The organism is Streptomyces ruber, from assembly GCF_014648075.1.
Taxonomy (GTDB): Bacteria; Actinomycetota; Actinomycetes; order Streptomycetales; family Streptomycetaceae; genus Streptomyces; species Streptomyces ruber.
Window position 1 is genome coordinate 141943 of sequence record NZ_BMQK01000016.1, and the last position, 20529, is coordinate 162471.

The following is a 20529-nucleotide window of genomic DNA, read 5'->3' on the forward strand; positions in this document are numbered from 1 at the left end:
TCCGTACCTCTGTGCAGCCGAGCACAGCTCGTGACGCACTCGGAACGCGCACCGGATGCGTCTCGCACGTACACGTACCGCACCCGACGCGTTCCGACGACGCATCTCGTGGAAGGGAACTCCGACATGGCCAGCGCATCGTTCCAGCCCACCGCACTCCGGTCCCGCCGTACCGTGATGGCGGCGGCCGGCGCGGCGGGACTCGCCGTCGCACTGACCGCGTGCGGTTCGTCGGACGACTCGTCGGCTGCTGCCGGCAGCCAGGACGCCGGCGGCTCGAGGGGGAACGGCGAGGGGAACGCCCAGGCCGGCACCGAACTCGCGAAGACCGCCGACATTCCGGAGGGCGGCGGCAAGGTCTTCGCGAGTGAGGGCGTGGTGGTGACGCAGCCGACGGCGGGCGAGTTCAAGGCGTTCTCGGCCACGTGCACCCACCAGGGCTGTGCCGTGAAGAGCGTCGCGAACGGCGTCATCAACTGCCCCTGCCACCAGAGCAACTTCTCGATCACGGACGGCAGCGTGCAGAGCGGGCCGGCGTCCGTGGCACTGCCCGCGCAGCGGATCAGTGTGGAAGGGGACTCCATCAAGCTCGCCTGACCGCCCGGCCTTCCCGGGAAAGGATCCGTATGACCGGTACACAACGTCGGGGCCGGAAGATCATGATGACGCCGGCCGAGCTGGACGCGTTCCTGACCACGCAGCGCACCTGCCGGGTGGCGACGGTCTCCGCCGACGGCTCCCCGCACGTGAGCCCGCTCTGGTTCGTCTGGGACGGCGCGTCGCTGTGGCTGTACTCGATCACCCGCAGCAAGCGCTGGGCCGCCGTGCGCCGGGACCCGCGGGTCGCCGTCGTGGTCGACGCGGGAGAGGAGTACGGCGAACTGCGGGGCGCCGAGCTGTCCGGCGCCGTCGAGGTCGTCGGGGAGGTGCCGCGCACGGGCGAGCCCTGTGCCGAACTGACCGCGGTGGAGCGGCTGTTCGCCCGCAAGTACTTCGCCGTCGACGAGCTGCCGCACGACGGCCGGCACGCCTGGCTGCGGCTGGCACCGGAACGGACCGCCTCCTGGGACTTCCGGAAGCTGGGAGCACTGTGAACGAGTGGTGCGACGGTGACCCCTGAGCACTCAGGGGTCCTCCTCAGGACGCGATCGTCGCCCCCGCCCGCCGCAGCGCCGCCACCACCGCCTTGATCGACGGACGGCGGTCGGCATCGGAGCGCCACACGGCGTAGACATGGCGCGTCACCCGGTGCCGCACGGGCACGGTCCGCACCCCCTCCGGCAGCGGATCGCGGCCGAGCCGGGGAGCGACACAGACGCCCAGCCCCGCGGCGACGAGAGCGAGCTGCGTCTGGTGCTCCTGCGCGCGGTGGGTGATGAGGGGCTCGACGCCCTCCGCGCGCAGCGTGGAGAACAGCCACTCGTGACAGAACTCGCCCTCGGACCACGCCACCCACTCGTCGTCCGCGAAGTCCGCCAGGTCGGCCTCGTCCCGACCGGCCAGGGGATGTCCGGCCGGCATCGCGATGTCCACGGGGTCGTCGAGCACGGCCGCCCTGACGAGACCCTCGGGCATGGGCAGGGGCTTGTTGTACCAGTCCATGACGACGGCCAGGTCGATGTCGCCCCTGACCACCGCGTTGATCGCGAACTGTGGTTCCAGTTCCCGTGAGCTCACCCGCAGCGCGGGGTGCCCCGCCCGGAGCTCGCCGAGCACGGACGGGAACAGCCCGCGCATCGCGGTGGGGAACGCGGCGAGCCGCAGCTCACCCACCACCTGACCGCGCTGCGCCTCCAGGTCGGCCTGGGCGAGTTCGACCTGCGACAGGATCCGTGTGGCATGGTCGGCGAGCAGCCGGCCGGCGTCGGTCAGACGTACGCCGCGCCCGTTCCTGGCGAGGAGCCGCTGCCCCACCTCCCGCTCCAGTTTGGCCATCTGCTGGGAGACGGCCGAGGTCGTGACGTGCAGCCCGGCCGCCGCTCCGCTGACCGAACCGTGCCGGGCGAGGGCGTCCAGGGTGCGCAGGCGCTCCAGGTTCAACATGTAAGCGATGCTACGAGATTATGCTCACCAATTCTCGCTTGTGCTACGAGATGGCGCGGAGCATCGTTGCGGACATGACCACCACCGTTCCCTCACCGGCGTCCGCGTCCGTCTCCTCACCCGGCGCGGTCCCGTCCGCGCCTCCGGCCGCCGGACGCCGCCGGCCCACCGTCGACTGGCGGCTCCGCTTCCTCTTCCTGTCCCTGGTCTGGGGTTTCAGCTTCCTTCTGATCAAGGTGGGCACCGGCGGCTACGCGCCCTTCCAGGTCACCCTGGGGCGGCTGGCGTTCGGGACGGCGGTGCTCATGGTGGCGCTGGCGGTGAAGCGGGAGCGGCTGCCCCGCGGCGCCCGTGTGTGGGGGCACCTCGCGGTCGCGGCGTTCCTGCTCAACGCGCTGCCGTTCTCGCTGTTCGCGTACGCGGAACTGACGATCCCGTCCACGCTCGCGGGCATCTGCAACGCGACCTCGCCCCTGTGGGGCATGGCCCTGTCCCTGGTCGCCCTGTCGGAGGACCGGCCGACGCGGGTACGGGTCGCCGGTCTCGGAGTCGGTTTCCTCGGCGTACTGACGGTGCTCGGCGCCTGGCAGGGCTTCAGCGGCCTGGACGCCTCGGGCACGGCGCTGGCACTGCTGGCCTCGCTCAGCTATCCGGTCGGGTGGGTCTACGTCCGCCGCACACTGGTCGGCACCGGACACTCCCATCTGTCGCTGACCGGCGGCCAGTTGCTGCTGGGCACCGCTCAGCTCGCGGTCGTCACCCCGCTGTTCACCACCCTGCCCACCTCCTTCCCGATGGTGCCGCTGCTGGCGGTCGCCGCACTGGGCGTCCTCGGCACGGGGATCGCCATGCTCGTCCAGTACGGGCTGGTCGACCAGGTGGGACCGACGACGGCCCAGATGGTCACGTACTTCGTCCCGGTGATCGCCACGGCCGCGGGAGTGGCGCTGCTCGGTGAGTCGCTGACCTGGTCCACTCCGGTCGGCGCGGTGATCGTCCTCGCGGGCGCGGCACTCACCCAGGCCAGGCGCCGGCCGTAGGTCCGGGCGCGGGCAGCGGCGGGCCCCGCCCGCGCGCCGTCATCCGTAACGCCGTGCCGGAACGGGACCGACCGCAGCGGCCACCGTGTCCGCCAGCCGCTCGACCTCGCCGTCGCGTTCGTCCTCGGGCAGCGTGGAGACGGTGATGCGGATGCCCGGCGGCGCGCTCGTCCGGAAGCGTGCGCCGGGCGCCACGGCCCAGCCGGCGTGCAGCAAGCGGGCGACCGCGCCGGTCTCGTCCGGCACGGGCACCCATACGTTCAGCCCGCTGCGCCCGTGCGCCGGGACACCGCGCCGGGCGAGCGCGGCGATCAGGGCCTCGCGCCGTCTCCCGTACGCGGCGGCCACGGCACGTGCGTCGACGGCGCCGTCGGCCCACAACCGGACCACGGCCCGCTGCAGCAGCAGGCTCACCCAGCCCGGGCCGAGCCGCTGCCGGCCACGGACCCGGTCGACGGTGACGGGATCCCCGGTGAGTACGGCGAGACGCAGGTCGGGCCCGTACGCCTTGGCGACCGAGCGGACGAAGGCCCAGCTCCGCGTGGAGCCGGCCAGCGGGTGCAGGGGCTGATCGACCAGCTTGTACCCGTGGTCGTCCTCGACGAGCAGGGTGTCCGGGTGCTCGCCGAGCACCGAGCGGAGGACACGCGCGCGTGAGGCCGTCACCGCGGCACCGGTGGGGTTCTGCGCCCGGTCCGTGACGACCACGGCGCGCGCCCCGCCCACCAGGGCACGGCCCAGGTCCTGCGGAACGGGTCCCTCGTCGTCGACCTCCACGGGGACGACCCGCAGTCCGAGCGCCGGGACGAGGTCGAGCAGGCCGCCCCAGCCGGGGTCCTCGACGGCGACCGCGTCACCGGGCCTGAGGTGCGCGGTCAGGACACGCTCGACGGCGTCGAGCGACCCGGAGGCGACGGCGACCGGCCCGTCCGGGACGCCGTCGGCGGTCAGCTCCGCGCGGGCGATACGGGCCAGCTCCGGCTCGACGGGGGCGTCGCCGTACCGGACGGGCCGGCGATCCCCCTGCTCGGCGGCGGCCGCCAAGGCGTCGGCGAGCGGCGGCAGGAGCGCCGGATCGGGGTTGCCGTCGGCGAGGTCGCGGGTGTCCGCCGGTACGTCCACGCGGATGTACTCGCGGCCCGTGGTGGCCGGCTTCGGACGCACCCGGCTGCCCCGGCGCCCGGCGGTCTCGATGACCCCGCGCTCGCGCAGCGTGCGATAGGCGGCCGCGACGGTGTTGGGATTCACGCCCAGCCGGACCGCCAACTCCCGCATGGACGGCAGGAGTTGCCCCGGCTCCAACTCGCCCGAACCCACCGCGCGCTCGACGCTCGCCGCTATATCGGCTGCACGCCGCCCCTCGATCCGGTAATCTCCTAGCACAAACCACAGTATGCACTAGTGCAATGGAGGGCGCAATGCGGAACACCCCGCGGGCTCAGGCTGAGGCTCGGACCCGAACGCGAACCCTCCGGGCCGGGACTCGGACCCGGCCCGAGGAGAGGGCTCCGCTGGAGCCGTCGCAGGAGGCGGCACCGCCCACGCCCTCCCCCGCCTACGCCTCCACCGGCCGCACCACTCCCACGCGCGCGGCCCACAGGGCGTCGTACGACAAGGAGCTGGTGCACTCGATACTCGACGAGGGGTACGTCTGCCACCTGGGCTTCGTCCGGGACGGCGCGCCCGTCGTGCTGCCCACCCTGTACGGCCGCGTCGGCGAGCGCTTGTACGTCCACGGTTCGACGGGCTCGCGCCCGCTGCGGATGGCGGGCGGGGCCGACCCGGGGCTCGCGGTCTGCCTGACGGTCACGCACGTCGACGGCCTGGTCCTCGCCCGCTCCGCCTTCCACCACTCGATCAACTACCGCTCCGTCGTCGTGCACGGCACCGCCCACCAGGTGACCGGCCCGGAGGAGAAGCGCCTCGCCCTGGACGCGCTGGTCGACCACGTCGTGCCGGGCCGCTCGCACGACACCCGCGCGGCCAGCGCCAAGGAGTCGGCCGCGACGGCCGTGCTCCGCCTGGACCTCGACGAGGTCTCCGCCAAGGTGCGGACGGGCGGCGTCAACGACGAGCCCGAGGACCTCTCCCTGCCCCACTGGGCCGGCGTCGTACCCCTCCGCAAGGAGTACGGGGCCCCGGTGCCGGACGCCGCCCTGGCCCCGGGCACGGAACTCCCCGGCTACCTGGCGGCCCTGTCACGCTGACGCGTCACCGCGCCCCCGGCGCCACCGCCCGACCCGGCCTCGCACCTCGCACCTCGCACCTCGCACCCGGAACGCACCCGCCACGCCCGCGTTCGCGGCCACGTCGGCATCCGGCCGGACCGGACCAAGTAGCCGACCTGGCAGCAGGCCGACGACGTCGAAGCCCGGCCCGGACCAGACCTCGACAACGCACGCGAGTCCGCCGACCGCGAGGACGTCGCCGACGGCCGCGGCGCGCGTGACCGGCCGCCGCTGCACGGAACGCACCCAGCCGAGCAGGAGCGCGGGCCCGAGGTACCGCACGAGCAGGGCGACACCGACGGGAACACGGGAGATCGCGGCGCAGCAGCAGGCCCGGACACCTGCCACGGCCGGCAGCCCGAACCCGGCGAGCCGCGCGGGCCCACGGCGCAGCGGAGCACGGTGGCGCACGGCCGACGGCAGCGTCACCCGCTGCGGCGCCGGTGCCCCACAGCGGGTGCACGGCCGACACCGCGTCAGGCCAGCTCCGCCACCCGCCGCGCGACGCTTCCCGTCACCGCTTCCGCGTCGACGCCCGCACGCCTCAGCACCTCCACGGCCCGCGCGTCGGGGGCCGCCACGAGTGCGGCGAGCAGATCGATCCCACGGGCGCGCGTCTCGCCGCGCCGCTCGGCCCGCGCGCGTGCCTCCTCCATCGCCCCGGCCGCCAGCGGCGACCAGCCCGTCGCGCCGGTGACGACGGGCAGGGCGCCGGAGTCCTCGACGGTGCCCTGCCAGCGCAGTCCGTATCCGATGCTCCGCTGCACCAGGTAGCCGAGCAGCCGCGCGGCCTGCGGACCGTCACCGAAGACGGCGCGCGCCTCGGGGTCGGAATCCAGGAGCGCGTGCAGCAGGTGGGCCGTGTCGATCTGCCGGTCCCCGTCCCGCAGCGCCCGCCTGCGGGCACCGGTGACCACCGCCGCCAGCTCGTCGGTGAGCCCGGCGACGGGCTCCGCGTACCCATGACCGTCACTGTGGCCCTGGTCCCGGCACTGATCCTGGTCCTGACCCTGGCCGTCGGCCGCCTGCCGAGGGAGTCGGTGTCGCACGGTCCCACCCCATCAGCCACGCCGATCGGCGTCATCCTCGGTGGGCAGCATTCTCCCCTCCCACGCAAGGTGGGCAGGGCCGAGGGGTTGTCCTCCTTACGGATGACTTGGCGCCCCCGCGGCGGAGGAAACGCGGCCCTCCTGACGGAGCGCACGCCCTCCCGTCCCGCGCCCCACGCACGCGGAGCGCGCGCAAGAGCACACGCAAGCGCACGCGAACAGCGCGTGAAAGAGCACCTGAAAGCGCGTGAAGGCCCCGCGGACGCGCGTCCGCGGGGCACCTCGCCACCGGGCACCGGGCCACCGGGACCTCGCCACCGGGCCACCGGGCCACCGGAAGCGGACCGCCGGCCGGCCCCAGTCGGCCCTCAGTCCTCGTCGGCGAGGATCAGGTACAGCTTCTTCCGGGCCTCGTTGACGACTGCGAGCGCCTTGTCGCGCTGCTCCTTGCTGCCGGCCTTCCAGACCTGCCCGAACGCCTCCATCAGACCGAAGCCGGCCTGCCGGATCTCGCTCAGCGCCTCCTGGTCGACCCCGCGCGAGGCCTCTTCCCACGGAGCCTGCGGACCCTCGTCCGCGGTGGCTCGGCCGGCCTCCGTCAGCGAGAACAGTTTCTTGCCGCCCGTGCTCTCGCTGGTGATCAGCCCCTCGTCCTCCAGCAGTTGGAGCGTGGGGTAGACCGATCCCGGGCTGGGCTTCCACGTCCCGCCACTGCGCTCGGCGATCTCCTGGATCATCTCGTAGCCGTGCATCGGCCGGTCCCTGAGAAGGGCCAGGATCGACGCGCGGACGTCACCGCGCCGCGCCCTTCCCCTGGGTCCGCCCCTGCCGCGTCCACCCCACGGCCCCGGACCGAAGCCCGGCCCGCCGAAGCCGGGGCCGCCGTGCCCCGGACCGAAGGGCCCGAAGGCACCGCGCAGCCCCTCGTGCCCATGCCCGCGTCGGTGACCGTGCTCGAATCCGTAGCCCTCTCCACGGGTACGCATCACCACCACCCCATTCCATCGTTGATCTGTCGCGATGCTTCAACGATATATCGGAATCTGTCGTGCGGCAATCCCCGGCCGTCGCGCACGCCGTCCTGTCCCCGCCTGCCCGGTTTCCCACCGACAGCGATGGGCGCAGGGGTCCAGTCCCTCCCGATTGGCCTTGGTCGGCGGCTCCGCCGGGCACCTAACGTCGTCCCATGCGCATCCGAATCGTCGACGCCTTCACCGACCGCCCCTTCTCCGGCAACCCGGCCGGCGTCCTCCTCCTCGACAGCTTCCCGGACGACGCGCGGCTGCGGAACGTGGCCCGCGAGGTCAACCACCCCGAGACGGCCTTCGCCCACCCGCTGCCCGGGGACGGCGAGGCCGACTGGGCACTGCGCTGGTTCACCCCCGCCACGGAGGTCGCCATGTGCGGTCACGCGACGCTGGCCACGGCGCACGTCCTCGCCACGACGGGCGCCCACAACGGCCCGGTCAGGTTCGCCACCCTCAGCGGGGTGCTGGTCGCGACACCGCACCAGGACGGCACCATCACGCTCGACTTCCCGACGGCGCCCCTCACCCCGGCCGACGTCCCGGACGGTGTGGCCGACGCGCTGGGAGCCGAGCCGCTCACCGCCTTCGACACCGGGCCGAACGTCGGCGACCTGCTGGTCGAGCTCCCCGACGAGAGGACCGTCCTCGGACTCGCCCCCGACTTCCGGGCACTCGGGCGGTACTCCAGGCGCGGCGTCATCGCCACGGCCCGCGCTCAGGACCCCGGCCGGGGACACGACTACGTCTCGCGCTGCTTCTTCCCGAACGTCGGCATCGACGAGGACCACGTCACGGGGAGCGCCCACACGGCCCTCGCCCCCTTCTGGTCCGAGCGGCTCGGGCGCCCGGCACTCACCGGCCTGCAGGCGTCCCCCCGCGCCGGCCTCGTCCGCACCGAACTGCGCGGCGACCGCACCCTGCTGACCGGCCGCGCGGTCACGGTCATCGAGGGGGAGCTGCTGGCGTGACGAGGGCTGCTGCCCACGGCCACCGTCACGCCGTGGGCAGCCACCCCACCTTGCCCGCCAGCAGCGCGTACCCGACGAACGCCCCGATGTCGAGCAGCGTGTGCGCGGCGACCAGCGGTCCGACGCGCCCCCAACGCCGGTACAGCCAGACGAACACCACGCCCATCACCAGGTTTCCTACGAAGCCGCCGACGCCCTGGTAGAGGTGGTACGACCCGCGCAGCACCGACGTCGCCACCAGCGAGGTCCCCGGGCTCCAGCCCAGCTGGTCGAGCCTGCGCAGCAGGTACCCGACGACGATGACCTCCTCCAGGATCGAGTTCTGCAACGCGGAGAGGACCAGGACGGGGAACTTCCACCACACGTCGGGCAGCCCTTCCGGCACCACGGTGAGGTTGAAGCCGAGTCCGCGCATCGCCAGGTAGAACGCGATGCCCGAGCTGCCGATGACCGCCGCGACGGCGGCTCCGCGCCCCAGGTCCGACCAGGGTCTCCTACGGTCGAAGCCGAGCGCGCGCAGTCCCGCGCCCTCGCGCAGCAGGAAGTGCGCCACGAGGGCCACCGGTACCAGCGCCGTGGTGATCCCGAACAGCTGCCAGGCGAGGTCGAGCCAGGGGCGGCCCGGCGCGGCCGAGGCGTTGAGCGTGGCGGCCTGGTCCTTGAGCCCGCCCGGCTTGGTGACCGATCCGACGAAACTGATCAGGGCGGAGACCCCGCTCGCACCGAGCGACACCGCCAGGACGAGCAGTGTCTCGTCCCGGAGCGTCCGCCGGCTCGGCCGCTCCCCGGGCGAGTTCCCGGCCACCGGCCCCGGAGCCGTACCCGCTCCCGGAGCCGTACCGGGTCCCGAAGCCGTCCCTGGCCCCGAAGCCGTCTCCGAGCCCGCGTCCGCCTGCACTTGCACCTCCGAATGGGCACGTCCGTCGGCCCCATCTTCGCCCCACCGGAGTCAAGGAAGCATCAGGGGGCCACCCTGGGGCCGACACGACCGACATGCTCCCGGCCGACACGTGTCCGGGCAGACGCGGGTCCGGGCAGACGCGGGTCCGGGCGGCAGACACACATCCTTCCGACACGCACCCGCCGGCCCGCACCCGCCCGACAGCTCACCCCAGCAGCACCGGCTCCGGCAGCCCCACGGGCCAGCTGTGCACCGGCTCCCCCGCGTGCATCAGCTCGGCGTACCTGCGTGTGGTCGCGGCCAGCGCGGCGTCCCGGCCGAGCCCCTTCTCCAACGCGCGATGAAACGTTTCCGCCTGCCAGCTCGCCCCGTTGACCCGACGCCGGCACCGCTCCTCGATCACCCCGAGGTAGAAGTCCCGGTCCACCGGCTCGATGCCCCAGGCGTCCAGGCCCGCCTCCGCCAGCGGCAGCAGCTCGTCCCGTACCAGGGTCACCGCGTCCACCTCCACGGTGCCGCCGTACCGGCCGCGCCGCGGCCACCGCAGCCGCGCGTCGATGCCGTGCCGGCATGCCTCCTCGAAGTTGGCGGCGGCGGCCTCGAAGGGCAGCCGCGTCCACACGGGCCGCGACTCCTCGGCGAGGGCGCGGACGAGGCCGTAGTAGAAGGCGGCGTTGGCGAGGACGTCCGTGACGGTCGGCCCGGCGGGCAGCACCCGGTTCTCCACCCGCAGGTGCGGTACGCCGTCGGCGATGTCGTACACGGGCCGGTTCCAGCGGTACACCGTGCCGTTGTGCAGTACCAGCTCGGCCAGCTTCGGCACGCCTCCCTCGTCCAGGGTGCGCAGCGGGTCCTCGTCGTCGCAGACGGGCAGCAGTGCGGGGTAGTACTTCAGGTTCTCCTCGAAGAGGTCGTACGCCGAGGTGATCCACCGCTCGCCGAACCAGGTGCGCGGCCGCACGCCCTGTGCCTGGAGCTCGGGCGGCCGGGTGTCGGTGGCCTGCTGGAAGAGCGGGGGCCGGGACTCGCGCCACAGCTCGTGGCCGAACAGGAACGGGGCGTTGGCGCCCACGGCGATCTGGGCGGCGGTGACCGCCTGGGCCGCGTTCCACACATCGGCGAACCGGTCCGGTGTGACCTGCAGATGCAGCTGCACGGAGGTGCACGCCGCCTCCGGCGCGATCGACCCCGAGGTGCACTCGAGCCGTTCCACACCGTCGATCTCGAGCTTGAACTCCTCCCCGCGGGCGGCCACGATCTGGTCGTTGAGCAGCGTGTAGCGGTCCGCGTCGGACAGGTTCGAGGACACCAGATCGTCCCGGCCGAGCGTCGGCAGAATGCCGATCATCACGATTCCGGCATCGACCTCGCCGGCCTTCCGGTGGGCGTACGCCAGCGACGTCCGCAGCTCCTCGGAAAGCCTGTCGAATACCCGGCCGCCCAGTCGGTGTGGAGCTATGTTGACTTCCAGGTTGAACATGGCGAGTTCCGTTTGGAAATCACGGCTCGCTATGCGCTCCAGCACCTGCGCGTTCAGCATGCGCGGCAGACCGTCGGTGCCCGCGAGATTCAGTTCGATCTCCAGGCCCATCAGATTCTTCGGGCGGTCGAACCTCTTCTCCTCCAGCAGTCGCTCGAGCCCCGTCAGGCACTGCCACAGCTTGTCGCGGTAGCGCTGCCGAACAGACAGGTCGAACGGCCCCGCCACGACCTTCTCCCCCATCTAAGTGTCCCCTCCTCGGATGGGCAGGCCGATGATCCGGCCGTCTCTTGTCCCGGGTCATGATGCCCCGGCGACGCGATCGATAACGTCCCTCTCGGAACCACTCGACAGCACTCCGGGCACACCAGACACCCACTAGGCTTGGCTGTGTACCCACGAACCGATTCACCAGACACACAGAGGTGCGCAGGTTTACCCCTACTGCCGTCTTGGTGAAAAACGCCGACGACAACCGGCCGACCGTCGCGCGGGCTACGGACCTGGTCATCGTGGTCTACACCACCGATAATCGGGAGATTCACCGCATTTCCCGGACCGAATACCGCCTTGTTCTTCATATGCGAAACGGCTAGACGAAACACCAGCTGAACACGTGTCGTATAAACTCCGCAATTGAGGCAGAGAGTTGGCGCTCGCGGTCCTCGGCCTGCCGCAGGACGACGCACGGCAGACCGCCCCCCTCATTTTCGGACCTTCAGCCCCCGCCTCTCTGGCCCCGAGAGCTGACAGCGCCGTCCGCCCCCCTCCCTCGTGCCACCCGTGCCTGTCTGAATGAGAGGCGACCCACCATGCCGCTGCATGTCCCCGAGGCTCCCGCGCCCGCCCTGCGCACCGTCCTCACGGCACTCGGTTCCCCCACCGCCGTCAAAGAAGCCCGCACTCCCTCGCTGCGCAAGGCACAGGGACCGACGACCCCCGACCTCCCGCTGCCCGTCCACGTCCTGGACCGGATCGCCCCGGCCGGCGCCTCCGCCACCCGGCTGTCCGGCTGGCGCTTCCTGATCCGCTGCGGCGATCGCGCGGTGGCCGCGGCCGAGACCCGGCTGACCCCCGACGGCTGGGCGTTCTCGCACTTCTTCGAGGGCCCGTACGTCGCCTCCACCGAACGCGCCCTGCGCCAGGCCGAGTCGGTGCAGCAGCCGTACCAGGCGCGACTGCTGTCGGTACCGGAGCTGTACATGCTCACGCTCTGGCTGCACGGCGACCGCACCGCCGACGGCGCCACCGGCCGCCTCGCCCCGACCGACATCCTGATCCCGCTGGCCCCCGCGCCACCGGGCATCGCCGCCCACCGCCCGCACCGGGTCGCGGACCTGCTGCCGGTCCTGACCCACCGGCTGGCCCCCGCCCCCCTGCTCAGCGCCTGACCGCCCGACCGCCGACCGCCCCTCCCGAGAGGGCGCGCCGACGGATCCGCGTGCCCCGCCACCACACGCACGACCGGTGGCGGGGCACGCCTTTCCGCGCCCTCTTCTCTTCCACGCGCCCGTTTCGTGCGCCCACTTCCTCCGCGCCTCCCCTCCCTTCGTGCGCCACGCGAAAGCAGTCGCTCTTTTGTGCACCCATACGCTCGTACGAGTCACGAGGAGGCCTTGTGACCCGCGCGGACTAGCCATATCCGGTGACCGCCAACCACCCGAAGGGACCGGCGAGTTGAGCTGAACCATCCGCTTGGGCCATGCGTCATGAACCTGTGATAAGTGGTGCTGCGAAATCCCTGCGGATCGACGCCCGTAGGGCAACACTGGGACCGACCGACTTCACACCACGGGGGGCGGCCATGAACGACGTTTCGCGCCGCGGGACTGACGAGACGGCCAACTCATCCACTTCGACACAGCGAGAGACACCGACCACCATGTGCCAGCACCAGCCACCGTGTCCGACAGCCGAGTCCGCCGACCGGGAGTCCGCCCGCCTCGTGGCGCCCCACCCGGAGCAGGGATGGAGCCTGCTGTGCAACGGAGTTGTGCTCTTCGAGGACACCGGTGAGCTCCTGCCGGACGGCAAGATCATCGCCCCGCACCGCCCGTTGGGCCCTGACCAGGTGATGACCGCCGCCTAGGCGGACAGCAGGTACCCACGGAGCGACCGACGCACAGCGCGACCGCTCGGGAAACATGAGGGGCCGGCCCGGAGAACCACTCTCCGCACCGGCCCCGACGCGTGCCCGGTGACACCCTCGCGATGTCACCGCACGGCGCCTACTCGTCGTAGGCGTCCAGCGGCGGGCAGGAGCAGACCAGGTTGCGGTCGCCGAAGGCCTGGTCGATACGGCGCACCGGCGGCCAGTACTTGTCCGCGGCCCCGACACCCGCCGGGAACACCGCCTCCTCACGGGTGTACGCGTGCTCCCACTCCCCGCCGATCGAGGCGGCGGTGTGCGGGGCGTTGCGCAGCGGGTTGTCGTCCGCGGGCCACTCCCCCGCGCCGACCTTCTCGATCTCTCCGCGTATGGCGATCATCGCCTCGCAGAAGCGGTCGAGTTCGGTGAGGTCCTCGGACTCGGTCGGCTCGATCATCAGCGTCCCGGCCACCGGGAACGACATGGTGGGCGCGTGGAAGCCGTAGTCGATCAGCCGCTTGGCGACGTCGTCGACGCTCACGCCGGTCGCCTTGGTCAGCGGGCGCAGGTCGATGATGCACTCGTGCGCGACGAGGCCGCCGGGGCCGGTGTAGAGCACCGGGTAGTGCGGCTCCAGGCGCTTGGCGATGTAGTTGGCGGACAGCACGGCGATCTGCGTCGCGCGCTTGAGCCCCTCGCCGCCCATGAGCCGGACGTACGCCCACGAGATCGGCAGGATGCCCGCGCTGCCCCAGGGAGCGGCCGAGATCGGGCCGACGCCGGTCTCCGGGCCCGCCGCCGGCTGCAGCGGGTGGTTCGGCAGGTACGGCGCGAGGTGGGCGCGCACGCCGACCGGGCCGACGCCCGGACCGCCGCCACCGTGCGGGATGCAGAACGTCTTGTGCAGGTTCAGGTGCGAGACGTCGCCGCCGAAGTGCCCCGGCTTGGCGAGCCCCACCAGCGCGTTGAGGTTGGCGCCGTCGACGTACACCTGGCCGCCGGCGTCGTGCACCGCCGCGCAGATGTCGGCGACGTGCTCCTCGAACACGCCGTGCGTCGACGGGTACGTGATCATCAGCACGGACAGCTCGTCGCGGTACTGCTCGATCTTCGCACGCAGGTCCTCGACGTCGATCTCGCCGTCCCCGGCGGTCTTCACGACGACGACCTTCATACCCGCCATGACGGCGCTCGCGGCGTTCGTGCCGTGCGCGGAGGAGGGGATGAGGCAGACGGTGCGCTGCTCGTCGCCGTTGGCCCGGTGGTAGCCGCGTACGGCCAGCAGGCCGGCCAGCTCGCCCTGCGACCCGGCGTTCGGCTGGAGCGAGACCTTGTCGTACCCCGTGACCTCGGCGAGGCGCTCCTCCAGCTCGGTGATGAGCGTGAGGTAGCCCGCCGCCTGCTCCGCGGGCGCGAAGGGGTGCAGCTGCCCGAACTCGGGCCAGGTGACCGGCTCCATCTCGGTGGTCGCGTTGAGCTTCATGGTGCAGGAGCCCAGCGGGATCATGCCGCGGTCGAGCGCGTAGTCGCGGTCGGCGAGCCGGCGCAGGTAGCGCAGCATCGCCGTCTCGGAGCGGTGCTGCTGGAAGACCGGGTGGGTCAGGTACGCGTCGGTGCGCAGCAGCGCGTCCGGCAGCACGTCACCGGCCTGTGCGTCCAGCGCCCCGACGTCGCCCTCGACGCCGAACGCGGCCCACACGGCGGCGAGCTGCGCCCGGCCGGTGGTCTCGTCGCACGCGATCGACAGGCGGTCGGCGTCGACGAGGCGCAGGTTGATCCCGCGCTCGCGCGCGGCCGCGACGACCTCGGCGGCCCGGCCCGGCACCCGCACGGTGAGGGTGTCGAAGTACGCGCCGTGCACGACCTCGACCCCGCCCGCGGCGAGACCGGCGGCGAGGATCGCGGCGTAGCGGTGGGAGCGCCGCGCGATGGTCCGCAGCCCCTCGGGCCCGTGGTACACGGCGTACATGCCCGCCATCACGGCGAGCAGCACCTGCGCCGTGCAGATGTTGCTGGTCGCCTTCTCCCGGCGGATGTGCTGCTCCCGCGTCTGCAGGGCGAGCCGGTAGGCCTTGTGCCCGTCCGCGTCCACGGAGACGCCGACGAGCCGTCCGGGCAGGCTGCGCGCGAACTTCTCGCCCACGGCCATGTAACCGGCGTGCGGTCCGCCGAAGCCCATGGGGACACCGAAGCGCTGCGTCGTACCGACCGCGATGTCGGCGCCGAGCTCACCGGGCGAGGTGAGCAGGGTGAGCGCGAGCAGGTCGGCGGCGACGGTGACGAGGGCGCCGAGCTCGTGCGCCTGCTCGATGACGGGCCTCAGGTCGCGTACGGCACCGGAGGCGCCCGGGTACTGCAGCAGCACGCCGTTGATCTCGCGCTCGGCGATCTCCGCCGGGATGCCCTCGCTCAGGTCGGCGACGACGACCTCCACGCCCGTGGGCTCGGCGCGCGTCTCGATGACGGCGATCGTCTGCGGCAGCGCGTCCGCGTCGACGAGGAAGAGGCCCTTCTTGTTCTTCCCCATGCGCCGCGACAGCGCCATGGCCTCGGCGGCCGCGGTGCCCTCGTCGAGCAGGGACGCACCGGAGGTCGGCAGCCCGGTGAGGTCGGCGACCATGGTCTGGAAGTTGAGCAGCGCCTCGAGCCGTCCCTGGGAGATCTCGGGCTGGTACGGGGTGTACGCGGTGTACCAGGCGGGGTTCTCCATGACGTTCCGCAGGATCACCGGCGGGGTGAACGTCCCGTAGTAACCCAGCCCGATCATGGAGTGCAGGACCTGGTTGCGGTCCGCGAGGGAGCGCAGCTCGGCGAGGACCTCTGCCTCGGTGCGCGCGTCCGGCAGCTCCAGGGCGTCGGCGCTCTTGATCACGTCCGGTACGGCGGCCGCGGTGAGCTCGTCGAGGGAGCCGTAACCGACCTGCGCGAGCATCTTGGCCCGCGCCTCCTGGTCGGGCCCGATGTGGCGCTGCTCGAAGGGAATGCCCTGCTCGAGCTCGGAGAGGGAAGGGCGGTGGGCGGTCATTGCGGAGGCCTCCTGGTCTGACGCGACCTGCGAGGGACACCACGGCACGGGTGCCCCGACGGCCTCCCCCTCTGTCATCTCGACCTGAGAGCTTCACCGGACCGCCCCAAGCGGACTCCCGGCTTTCACCGTCGGTGAGAACGGAGGCCGTCGACGCCGTCGACATCCGCTCTGCTTTCCAGAGTGACCTCGTCCGTGCGGTACGTGGGCCTGAGAGATTCCGGGGAGGATTTGCTCCTTCGGCGCCTCCGGTGGGCTCCGGAGGACTCTCCCGCACGGGGTCAGCAGCCGTTGTCAGCCTACCAGCGAGGTCAACGCACGGGCTTTCGAGTGGCCACCTTTCCCAAAGTGCCTTTTCGTAGTGGTTGGGGAGGAGTTGCGACCCCGCTGCGACCCACTGGAGGGCCCGTGCACAGCGACATCGATCCGCGCAGTCTGATCGGCCGCAAGGCGTTCGACCGCAGGGGCACCCGGATCGGCACCGTCGACGAGGTGTACCTCGACGACGCGACCGGGATCCCCGAGTGGGCGGCCGTGCGCATGGGCCTGTTCAGCCGGGACGCGTTCGTGCCCCTGGAGCCCAGCGAACTGGCCGGGGACGCCCTCCACGTCCCGTTCGACCGGTCCCTCATCAAGGACGCTCCCGACTTCGGGGTCGGCCGCCACCTCTCCCCCGAGCAGGAACTCCAGCTCTACCACCACTACGGCCTCGACGTGGCACCCCCGCCCCCGCTGGACCTGGAGGCCGACCGGCTCGCGGGCACGGAGGAGGTCTGAGCCGCCCGCCATGGAGCCGCCCGCCGCCGGTCATGCGCCGCCCACCGCCGGCCACGGCCCCTCACCCGTCACGTCCGGCCCCGCCTCCGCCGGCACCTCGGCCGCCTCCTCCGGCACCACCGCGCCGCCGGGGACCAGCGGCAGCGGATCCGCCGGTTCCAGGTCCGGGTCGTCGGTACGGAACGTCCGTACCCGTCCCGGCAACAGCGAGTCGGGCGTCTCGAAGCGCACGGTGACCCGCCCGAGGCCGCTGCCCTGCACCCACCCGTGCCCGAACTCCGCGTGCCGCACGTCGTGCCCGGCCGGCCAGCGCCGCTCCGCGGGCCCGGCCGGCTCCTTCACGGGTTCCTCCGCCGCTTGCTCCTCCTCGAGCCGGACCTCCCCCGCCGCTTGCGCGAACAGGTCCTCCTGCGTGTAGTCGGCGAGCCCGCTCACGCCCACGCCGAGCAGCCGCACACCCCCGGTCGTGTCCACCGACTCCAGCAGCCGCGCGGCGGCCTCCCGCACCACCGCCGGATCGTCCGTGGGTCCGCGCAGCGTCTCGGACCGGGTCAGCGTCGAGAAGTCGTACCTGCGCACCTTCAGCACGATGGTCCGGCCCGACAGGCCCGCGCCGCGCAGCCGCCGCACGCACCGGTCCGCGAGCCGCTGCACCTCCAGGCGCACGCGCACCCGGTCGTGAATGTCGACGTCGTACGTGTCCTCCACCGACACGGACTTCGTGTCCCGCTCGGCCACCACGGGCCGCTCGTCCCGCGCCAGCGCCATGGCGTACAGCCCGTGCCCGTGCGCCTTCCCGACCAGCCGTACGAGCTCGTCCTCACCGGCCTCCACGATCTCCTCCACGGTCGTGATCCCGGCGCGCCGGAGATGGTCACCCGTCGCGGGCCCCACACCCGGCAGGATCCGCACCGACAGCGGCCCCAGCATCTCCCGCTCGGTGCCCGGCCGGATGAGCACGAGCCCGTCCGGCTTGGCCTGCTCGGACGCGATCTTGGCCAGCATCTTGGACGCGGCGAGCCCCACGGAACCGGTCAGCCCGGTCACGGCCCGTATGTCGGCGCGCAGCCTGGTGCCGGCGAGCCGCGCCGACTCCTCGTCCCACGCCGCTCCCCCGGCGTCCAGGTCGACGAACGCCTCGTCCAGGCTGAGCGGCTCGACCAGCGGCGACAGCTCACGCAGCAGCTTCATGACCTGCTCGCTGATGGCCCGGTAGAAGGTGAAGCGGGGGACGAGGTAGGCGGCGTTCGGCGCGAGGCGGCGCGCCTGCGCCATGGGCATCGCCGAGTGCACTCCGGAGACCCGTGCCTCGTACGAGGCGGTGGCGACCACGCCGCGCGGTCCGAGCCCGCCCACGACGACGGCCTTCCCCCGCAGACTCGGCTTCGACGCCTGCTCCGCCGAGGCGTAGAAGGCGTCCATGTCGAGATGCAGGATCGTGGGCGCGTTTCTCACATGTCCGATGCTGCCCTACGGCACTGACAGTGCCGTGGCACGGCCACCGGGGCCGGTGTTCTCAGACGGCCCGGTTGCGCCGGCGGGCCAGTTCGTCCGAGGGATGGTGGCCGACGAGCGTCTCGCCCGTGTCGACCCGCTCGCCGTGCAGCTGCGAGAGCGCGCTCTCCACGTCCCGCCACACCACTCCCACGGCGATGCCGAAGATGCCCTGCCCGCCCTGGAGCAGCGCGTGCACCTCGTCGGGAGAGGCGCATTCGTAGACGGTCGCGCCGTCGCTCATGAGTGTCATCCGCTCCAGGTCCCGGAAGCCCCGCTCGCGCAGGTGCTGGACGGCGGTGCGGATGTTCTGCAGCGACACGCCCGTGTCGAGGAACCGCTTGACGATCTTCAGGACGACGACGTCCCGGAAGCTGTACAGGCGCTGGGTGCCCGACCCGTAGGCGGGCCGGACGCTCGGCTCGACGAGCCCGGTGCGGGCCCAGTAGTCGAGCTGCCGGTAGGTGATGCCGGCCGCCGCGCACGCGGTGGGCCCGCGGTAGCCGACCTGCTCGGACTCCTCGGCCGTCCCCCCGTCCGCCGGTACGGCGGCCGCCCGGTGCGCAACGTGACCGGCCGCGTTGCCGTGCTGGGGATAATCCCCGCTCGAGCGGAGCCGGGAGCCCGGGGGAGGGTACGGGCCGTTCTCCCCCGGACTGCGTCCGCGGGCACCCCCTGCCGTACCGTCGCCGCTGCTTCTCACGCCGACCTCCGTCCTTGAACTGCCTTCTCGACGGTAGGCAGTCACCAAGGGTGCGTCAACGATCGCCACACTCGGCACGCCGAGTGATAGTGACCCAAGGAGTGGTTTCCCGTGCCCCGCCGCGGGGAAAGGCTAGCCGAATGCCTTTCGGCCGGGCCGTGCGACGCATCCCTTGTCGCGCTTACGTGTCGAACATGTGACCTGCGCCGACTTCTCCTTTTTCCCACCTTCGCCGCGAGCGCCGTCCATGCGCTCCGACGCGCACACCCGGCGGCTCCCGTGGCGCCGTCCGCGCCACGGGGCCGGGCCCGGCCTCACTGGCTGCTGGTACCGAAGTCCTCCGGCGAGATCTGGTCGAGGAACTCGCGGAACTTCTCCACCTCGTCCTCCTGCTCGTCCGGAATGGCGATCCCGGCGTCGTCGAGCACCCCGTCACTGCCGTAGATCGGCGTGCCGGTGCGCAGGGCGAGCGCTATGGCGTCGGACGGCCGGGCACTCACCTCGACTCCGCTGGCGAACACCAGTTCCGCATAGAAGACGCCCTCACGCAGATCCGTGATGCGCACTTCGGTGAGCTCCTGGCCGACGGCCTCCAGCACGTCCTTGAACAGGTCGTGGGTCAGCGGTCGAGCGGGGGCCATGCCCTGCTGGGCGAAGGCGATCGCCGTCGCCTCCCCCGGCCCGATCCAGATGGGGAGGTAACGGTCGCCTCCCACTTCGCGCAGGAGCACGATCGGTTGGTTGGAGGGCATTTCGACCCGGACACCTACGACATCGAGCTCGTTCACACAGCAACCCTAGGCCGTGGGCGGGACGTTTGGGTAGTCGGGCAGAGAATGGCTGCCGAGTCCGGCGTCCGACCGGGGCAGTCGCACACCCGGACGAGGGGACGCTGGCCGGCCGCTCCGGCGTCCGCGCCGCGCGGGCGGACCGGTCAGGGCAGCCGCACGCCGAGCGCCGTCCGCACCAGCGCGGCGTGCAGCTTCACCGCGAGCCCGGCCAGCTCCTTCGTACGGGCCTCCGCATGGGCCCTGGTCTGCGGATTCCGGTGGCGCCGCAGGGGCGCCACCACCTGTTCCACCAGCACCGCCTCACGGTCGGCGGCGGCCTTCATGGCCCTCAGGTGACGCGGCTCGATACCGAACCGCCCGAGTTCGACCAGAAGGGTGGCCACAGTGACCGTCTCCGCGTCGTACGCTCCGTCCTCCACGGAACTGACGAGCCCGTACGACTCCCACTCCGCCAGCTGCTGCTCCTCGATCCCGGCGGCCTCCAGGAGCTCCTCCCGGCCGATCCGGGCCGGTGCCGGCTCCTCGGGCTCCCCGAAGACGGCGAGGAACCACTCCTCACCGTCCCCCGCCTCCCGCTGACGCCCCGGGGCCGGGAGCCGCACGGGCTCACCGCGCTCCAGGGCGTCGAGGTGCTCACGGATCACCTTCAACGGCAGATAGTGGTCCCGCTGCATCCTCAGCACACGTGCGAGCCGCTCGACGTCCTCCGCACTGAACTTCCGGTACCCCGAGGGGGTCCGCTGCGGTTCCACGAGCCCCTCCGTCTCCAGAAAACGGATTTTGGAGACGGTGACTTCGGGGAACTCGTCGCGCAGCACGTTCAGCACGGTGCCGATGCTCATCAGTCCGCTGTCCGTGGCGGCGGCGCCGTCGCCGGCACCGCCGCTCGGTGTGTGAAGCATGGACCTTCCCT

19 protein-coding genes, 1 pseudogene and 1 riboswitch are annotated in these 20529 nt (G+C 72.2%); of the genes and pseudogenes, 8 read left to right on the forward strand and 12 right to left on the reverse strand.

The genetic code is table 11. The annotated features are described in order from the left end of the window. Window positions 1-126 precede the first annotated feature (126 nt). Together IEZ04_RS27570 and IEZ04_RS27575 are read left to right on the forward strand one after the other, a co-directional pair. Window positions 127-597, forward strand: coding sequence for a Rieske (2Fe-2S) protein (locus IEZ04_RS27570; RefSeq protein WP_189219677.1), 471 nt, complete (start codon window positions 127-129; stop codon window positions 595-597). A gap of 29 nt (window positions 598-626) precedes the next feature. Further along, window positions 627-1094 (forward strand): pyridoxamine 5'-phosphate oxidase family protein, encoded by a 468-nt coding sequence (locus IEZ04_RS27575; RefSeq protein ID WP_189219678.1) that lies wholly within the window; start codon window positions 627-629, stop codon window positions 1092-1094. Window positions 1095-1137: 43 nt separating this feature from the next. On the opposite strand, the gene IEZ04_RS27580 is transcribed toward IEZ04_RS27575, so the two are convergent. After that, on the reverse strand, window positions 1138-2043 hold the full coding sequence (locus tag IEZ04_RS27580) for a LysR family transcriptional regulator (protein WP_189219679.1): 906 nt from the start codon (window positions 2041-2043) through the stop codon (window positions 1138-1140). A 38-nt stretch (window positions 2044-2081) separates the two neighbouring features. Here IEZ04_RS27580 and IEZ04_RS27585 point away from each other — a divergent pair, with 38 nt between their 5' ends. Further along, window positions 2082-3083 carry a DMT family transporter gene (locus IEZ04_RS27585; protein ID WP_229821312.1) on the forward strand — a complete coding sequence of 334 codons (1002 nt, stop codon included), beginning with the start codon at window positions 2082-2084 and terminating at the stop codon, window positions 3081-3083. A 39-nt stretch (window positions 3084-3122) separates the two neighbouring features. On the opposite strand, the gene IEZ04_RS27590 is transcribed toward IEZ04_RS27585, so the two are convergent. Further along, a complete protein-coding gene (locus IEZ04_RS27590) occupies window positions 3123-4466 on the reverse strand; it encodes an aminotransferase class I/II-fold pyridoxal phosphate-dependent enzyme (RefSeq protein WP_189219681.1) in 1344 nt (447 codons plus the stop codon). A 128-nt stretch (window positions 4467-4594) separates the two neighbouring features. Between IEZ04_RS27590 and IEZ04_RS27595 the strand changes: the two genes are divergently transcribed. Then, on the forward strand, window positions 4595-5290 hold the full coding sequence (locus IEZ04_RS27595; protein WP_229821313.1) for a pyridoxamine 5'-phosphate oxidase family protein: 696 nt from the start codon (window positions 4595-4597) through the stop codon (window positions 5288-5290). A gap of 141 nt (window positions 5291-5431) precedes the next feature. Here the strand turns inward: IEZ04_RS27595 and IEZ04_RS27600 are convergent. From IEZ04_RS27600 to IEZ04_RS27610, 3 genes and pseudogenes are all read right to left on the reverse strand, one after another. Next, a pseudogene (locus IEZ04_RS27600) lies at window positions 5432-5740 on the reverse strand (EamA family transporter); the annotation flags it as partial. Window positions 5741-5787: 47 nt separating this feature from the next. Then, window positions 5788-6360, reverse strand: coding sequence for a Clp protease N-terminal domain-containing protein (locus tag IEZ04_RS27605; RefSeq protein WP_229821307.1), 573 nt, complete (start codon window positions 6358-6360; stop codon window positions 5788-5790). Between the two features lie 368 nt (window positions 6361-6728). Continuing rightward, window positions 6729-7346 (reverse strand): PadR family transcriptional regulator, encoded by a 618-nt coding sequence (locus IEZ04_RS27610; RefSeq protein WP_189219683.1) that lies wholly within the window; start codon window positions 7344-7346, stop codon window positions 6729-6731. 200 nt (window positions 7347-7546) lie between these two features. Between IEZ04_RS27610 and IEZ04_RS27615 the strand changes: the two genes are divergently transcribed. Then, window positions 7547-8356, forward strand: coding sequence for a PhzF family phenazine biosynthesis protein (locus tag IEZ04_RS27615; protein ID WP_189219684.1), 810 nt, complete (start codon window positions 7547-7549; stop codon window positions 8354-8356). Window positions 8357-8381: 25 nt separating this feature from the next. Here IEZ04_RS27615 and IEZ04_RS27620 read toward each other — a convergent pair whose 3' ends face one another. Both IEZ04_RS27620 and IEZ04_RS27625 read right to left on the reverse strand, forming a co-directional pair. Beyond that, the gene (locus tag IEZ04_RS27620; protein ID WP_189219685.1) at window positions 8382-9161 is read right to left on the reverse strand and encodes a CPBP family intramembrane glutamic endopeptidase; all 780 of its coding nucleotides are present in this window, start codon (window positions 9159-9161) and stop codon (window positions 8382-8384) included. Between the two features lie 301 nt (window positions 9162-9462). After that, window positions 9463-10980, reverse strand: coding sequence for a glutamate-cysteine ligase family protein (locus IEZ04_RS27625; protein WP_189219686.1), 1518 nt, complete (start codon window positions 10978-10980; stop codon window positions 9463-9465). Between the two features lie 569 nt (window positions 10981-11549). Between IEZ04_RS27625 and IEZ04_RS27630 the strand changes: the two genes are divergently transcribed. Together IEZ04_RS27630 and IEZ04_RS27635 are read left to right on the forward strand one after the other, a co-directional pair. Further along, window positions 11550-12128 carry a hypothetical protein gene (locus tag IEZ04_RS27630; protein WP_189219687.1) on the forward strand — a complete coding sequence of 193 codons (579 nt, stop codon included), beginning with the start codon at window positions 11550-11552 and terminating at the stop codon, window positions 12126-12128. Between the two features lie 491 nt (window positions 12129-12619). After that, window positions 12620-12826, forward strand: a complete 207-nt coding sequence (locus IEZ04_RS27635) for a DUF5999 family protein (protein WP_189219688.1) — start codon at window positions 12620-12622, stop codon at window positions 12824-12826. Between the two features lie 139 nt (window positions 12827-12965). Here IEZ04_RS27635 and gcvP read toward each other — a convergent pair whose 3' ends face one another. After that, on the reverse strand, window positions 12966-15851 hold the full coding sequence (gene gcvP / locus IEZ04_RS27640; RefSeq protein WP_189219689.1) for an aminomethyl-transferring glycine dehydrogenase: 2886 nt from the start codon (window positions 15849-15851) through the stop codon (window positions 12966-12968). Window positions 15852-16039: 188 nt separating this feature from the next. Beyond that, window positions 16040-16135: riboswitch (glycine riboswitch) on the reverse strand. Window positions 16136-16259: 124 nt separating this feature from the next. On the opposite strand from gcvP, the gene IEZ04_RS27645 reads away from it, so the two are divergent. After that, window positions 16260-16628 (forward strand): PRC-barrel domain-containing protein, encoded by a 369-nt coding sequence (locus IEZ04_RS27645; protein WP_189219690.1) that lies wholly within the window; start codon window positions 16260-16262, stop codon window positions 16626-16628. Between the two features lie 30 nt (window positions 16629-16658). On the opposite strand, the gene IEZ04_RS27650 is transcribed toward IEZ04_RS27645, so the two are convergent. The 4 genes from IEZ04_RS27650 to ftsR form a co-directional block, all read right to left on the reverse strand. Next, window positions 16659-18083, reverse strand: a complete 1425-nt coding sequence (locus tag IEZ04_RS27650; RefSeq protein ID WP_189219691.1) for a DNA polymerase IV — start codon at window positions 18081-18083, stop codon at window positions 16659-16661. Between the two features lie 61 nt (window positions 18084-18144). Continuing rightward, window positions 18145-18825 carry a MerR family transcriptional regulator gene (locus tag IEZ04_RS27655; RefSeq protein WP_189219692.1) on the reverse strand — a complete coding sequence of 227 codons (681 nt, stop codon included), beginning with the start codon at window positions 18823-18825 and terminating at the stop codon, window positions 18145-18147. Window positions 18826-19139: 314 nt separating this feature from the next. Next, window positions 19140-19613: a bifunctional nuclease family protein gene (locus IEZ04_RS27660; RefSeq protein WP_004002801.1), complete on the reverse strand. Its 474-nt coding sequence runs from the start codon at window positions 19611-19613 to the stop codon at window positions 19140-19142. Between the two features lie 146 nt (window positions 19614-19759). Then, window positions 19760-20518 carry a transcriptional regulator FtsR gene (gene ftsR / locus IEZ04_RS27665; RefSeq protein WP_189219693.1) on the reverse strand — a complete coding sequence of 253 codons (759 nt, stop codon included), beginning with the start codon at window positions 20516-20518 and terminating at the stop codon, window positions 19760-19762. Window positions 20519-20529 lie beyond the last annotated feature (11 nt).

Coding starts and splice junctions, on each gene's coding strand:
- IEZ04_RS27570 (WP_189219677.1), top strand. CDS start 127: ATGGCCAGCGCATCGTTCCAGCCCACCGCACTCCGGTCCCGCCGTACC.
- IEZ04_RS27575 (WP_189219678.1), top strand. CDS start 627: ATGACCGGTACACAACGTCGGGGCCGGAAGATCATGATGACGCCGGCC.
- IEZ04_RS27580 (WP_189219679.1), bottom strand. CDS start 2,043: ATGTTGAACCTGGAGCGCCTGCGCACCCTGGACGCCCTCGCCCGGCAC.
- IEZ04_RS27610 (WP_189219683.1), bottom strand. CDS start 7,346: ATGCGTACCCGTGGAGAGGGCTACGGATTCGAGCACGGTCACCGACGC.
- IEZ04_RS27615 (WP_189219684.1), top strand. CDS start 7,547: ATGCGCATCCGAATCGTCGACGCCTTCACCGACCGCCCCTTCTCCGGC.
- IEZ04_RS27625 (WP_189219686.1), bottom strand. CDS start 10,980: ATGGGGGAGAAGGTCGTGGCGGGGCCGTTCGACCTGTCTGTTCGGCAG.
- IEZ04_RS27630 (WP_189219687.1), top strand. CDS start 11,550: ATGCCGCTGCATGTCCCCGAGGCTCCCGCGCCCGCCCTGCGCACCGTC.
- IEZ04_RS27635 (WP_189219688.1), top strand. CDS start 12,620: ATGTGCCAGCACCAGCCACCGTGTCCGACAGCCGAGTCCGCCGACCGG.
- gcvP (WP_189219689.1), bottom strand. CDS start 15,851: ATGACCGCCCACCGCCCTTCCCTCTCCGAGCTCGAGCAGGGCATTCCC.
- ftsR (WP_189219693.1), bottom strand. CDS start 20,518: ATGCTTCACACACCGAGCGGCGGTGCCGGCGACGGCGCCGCCGCCACG.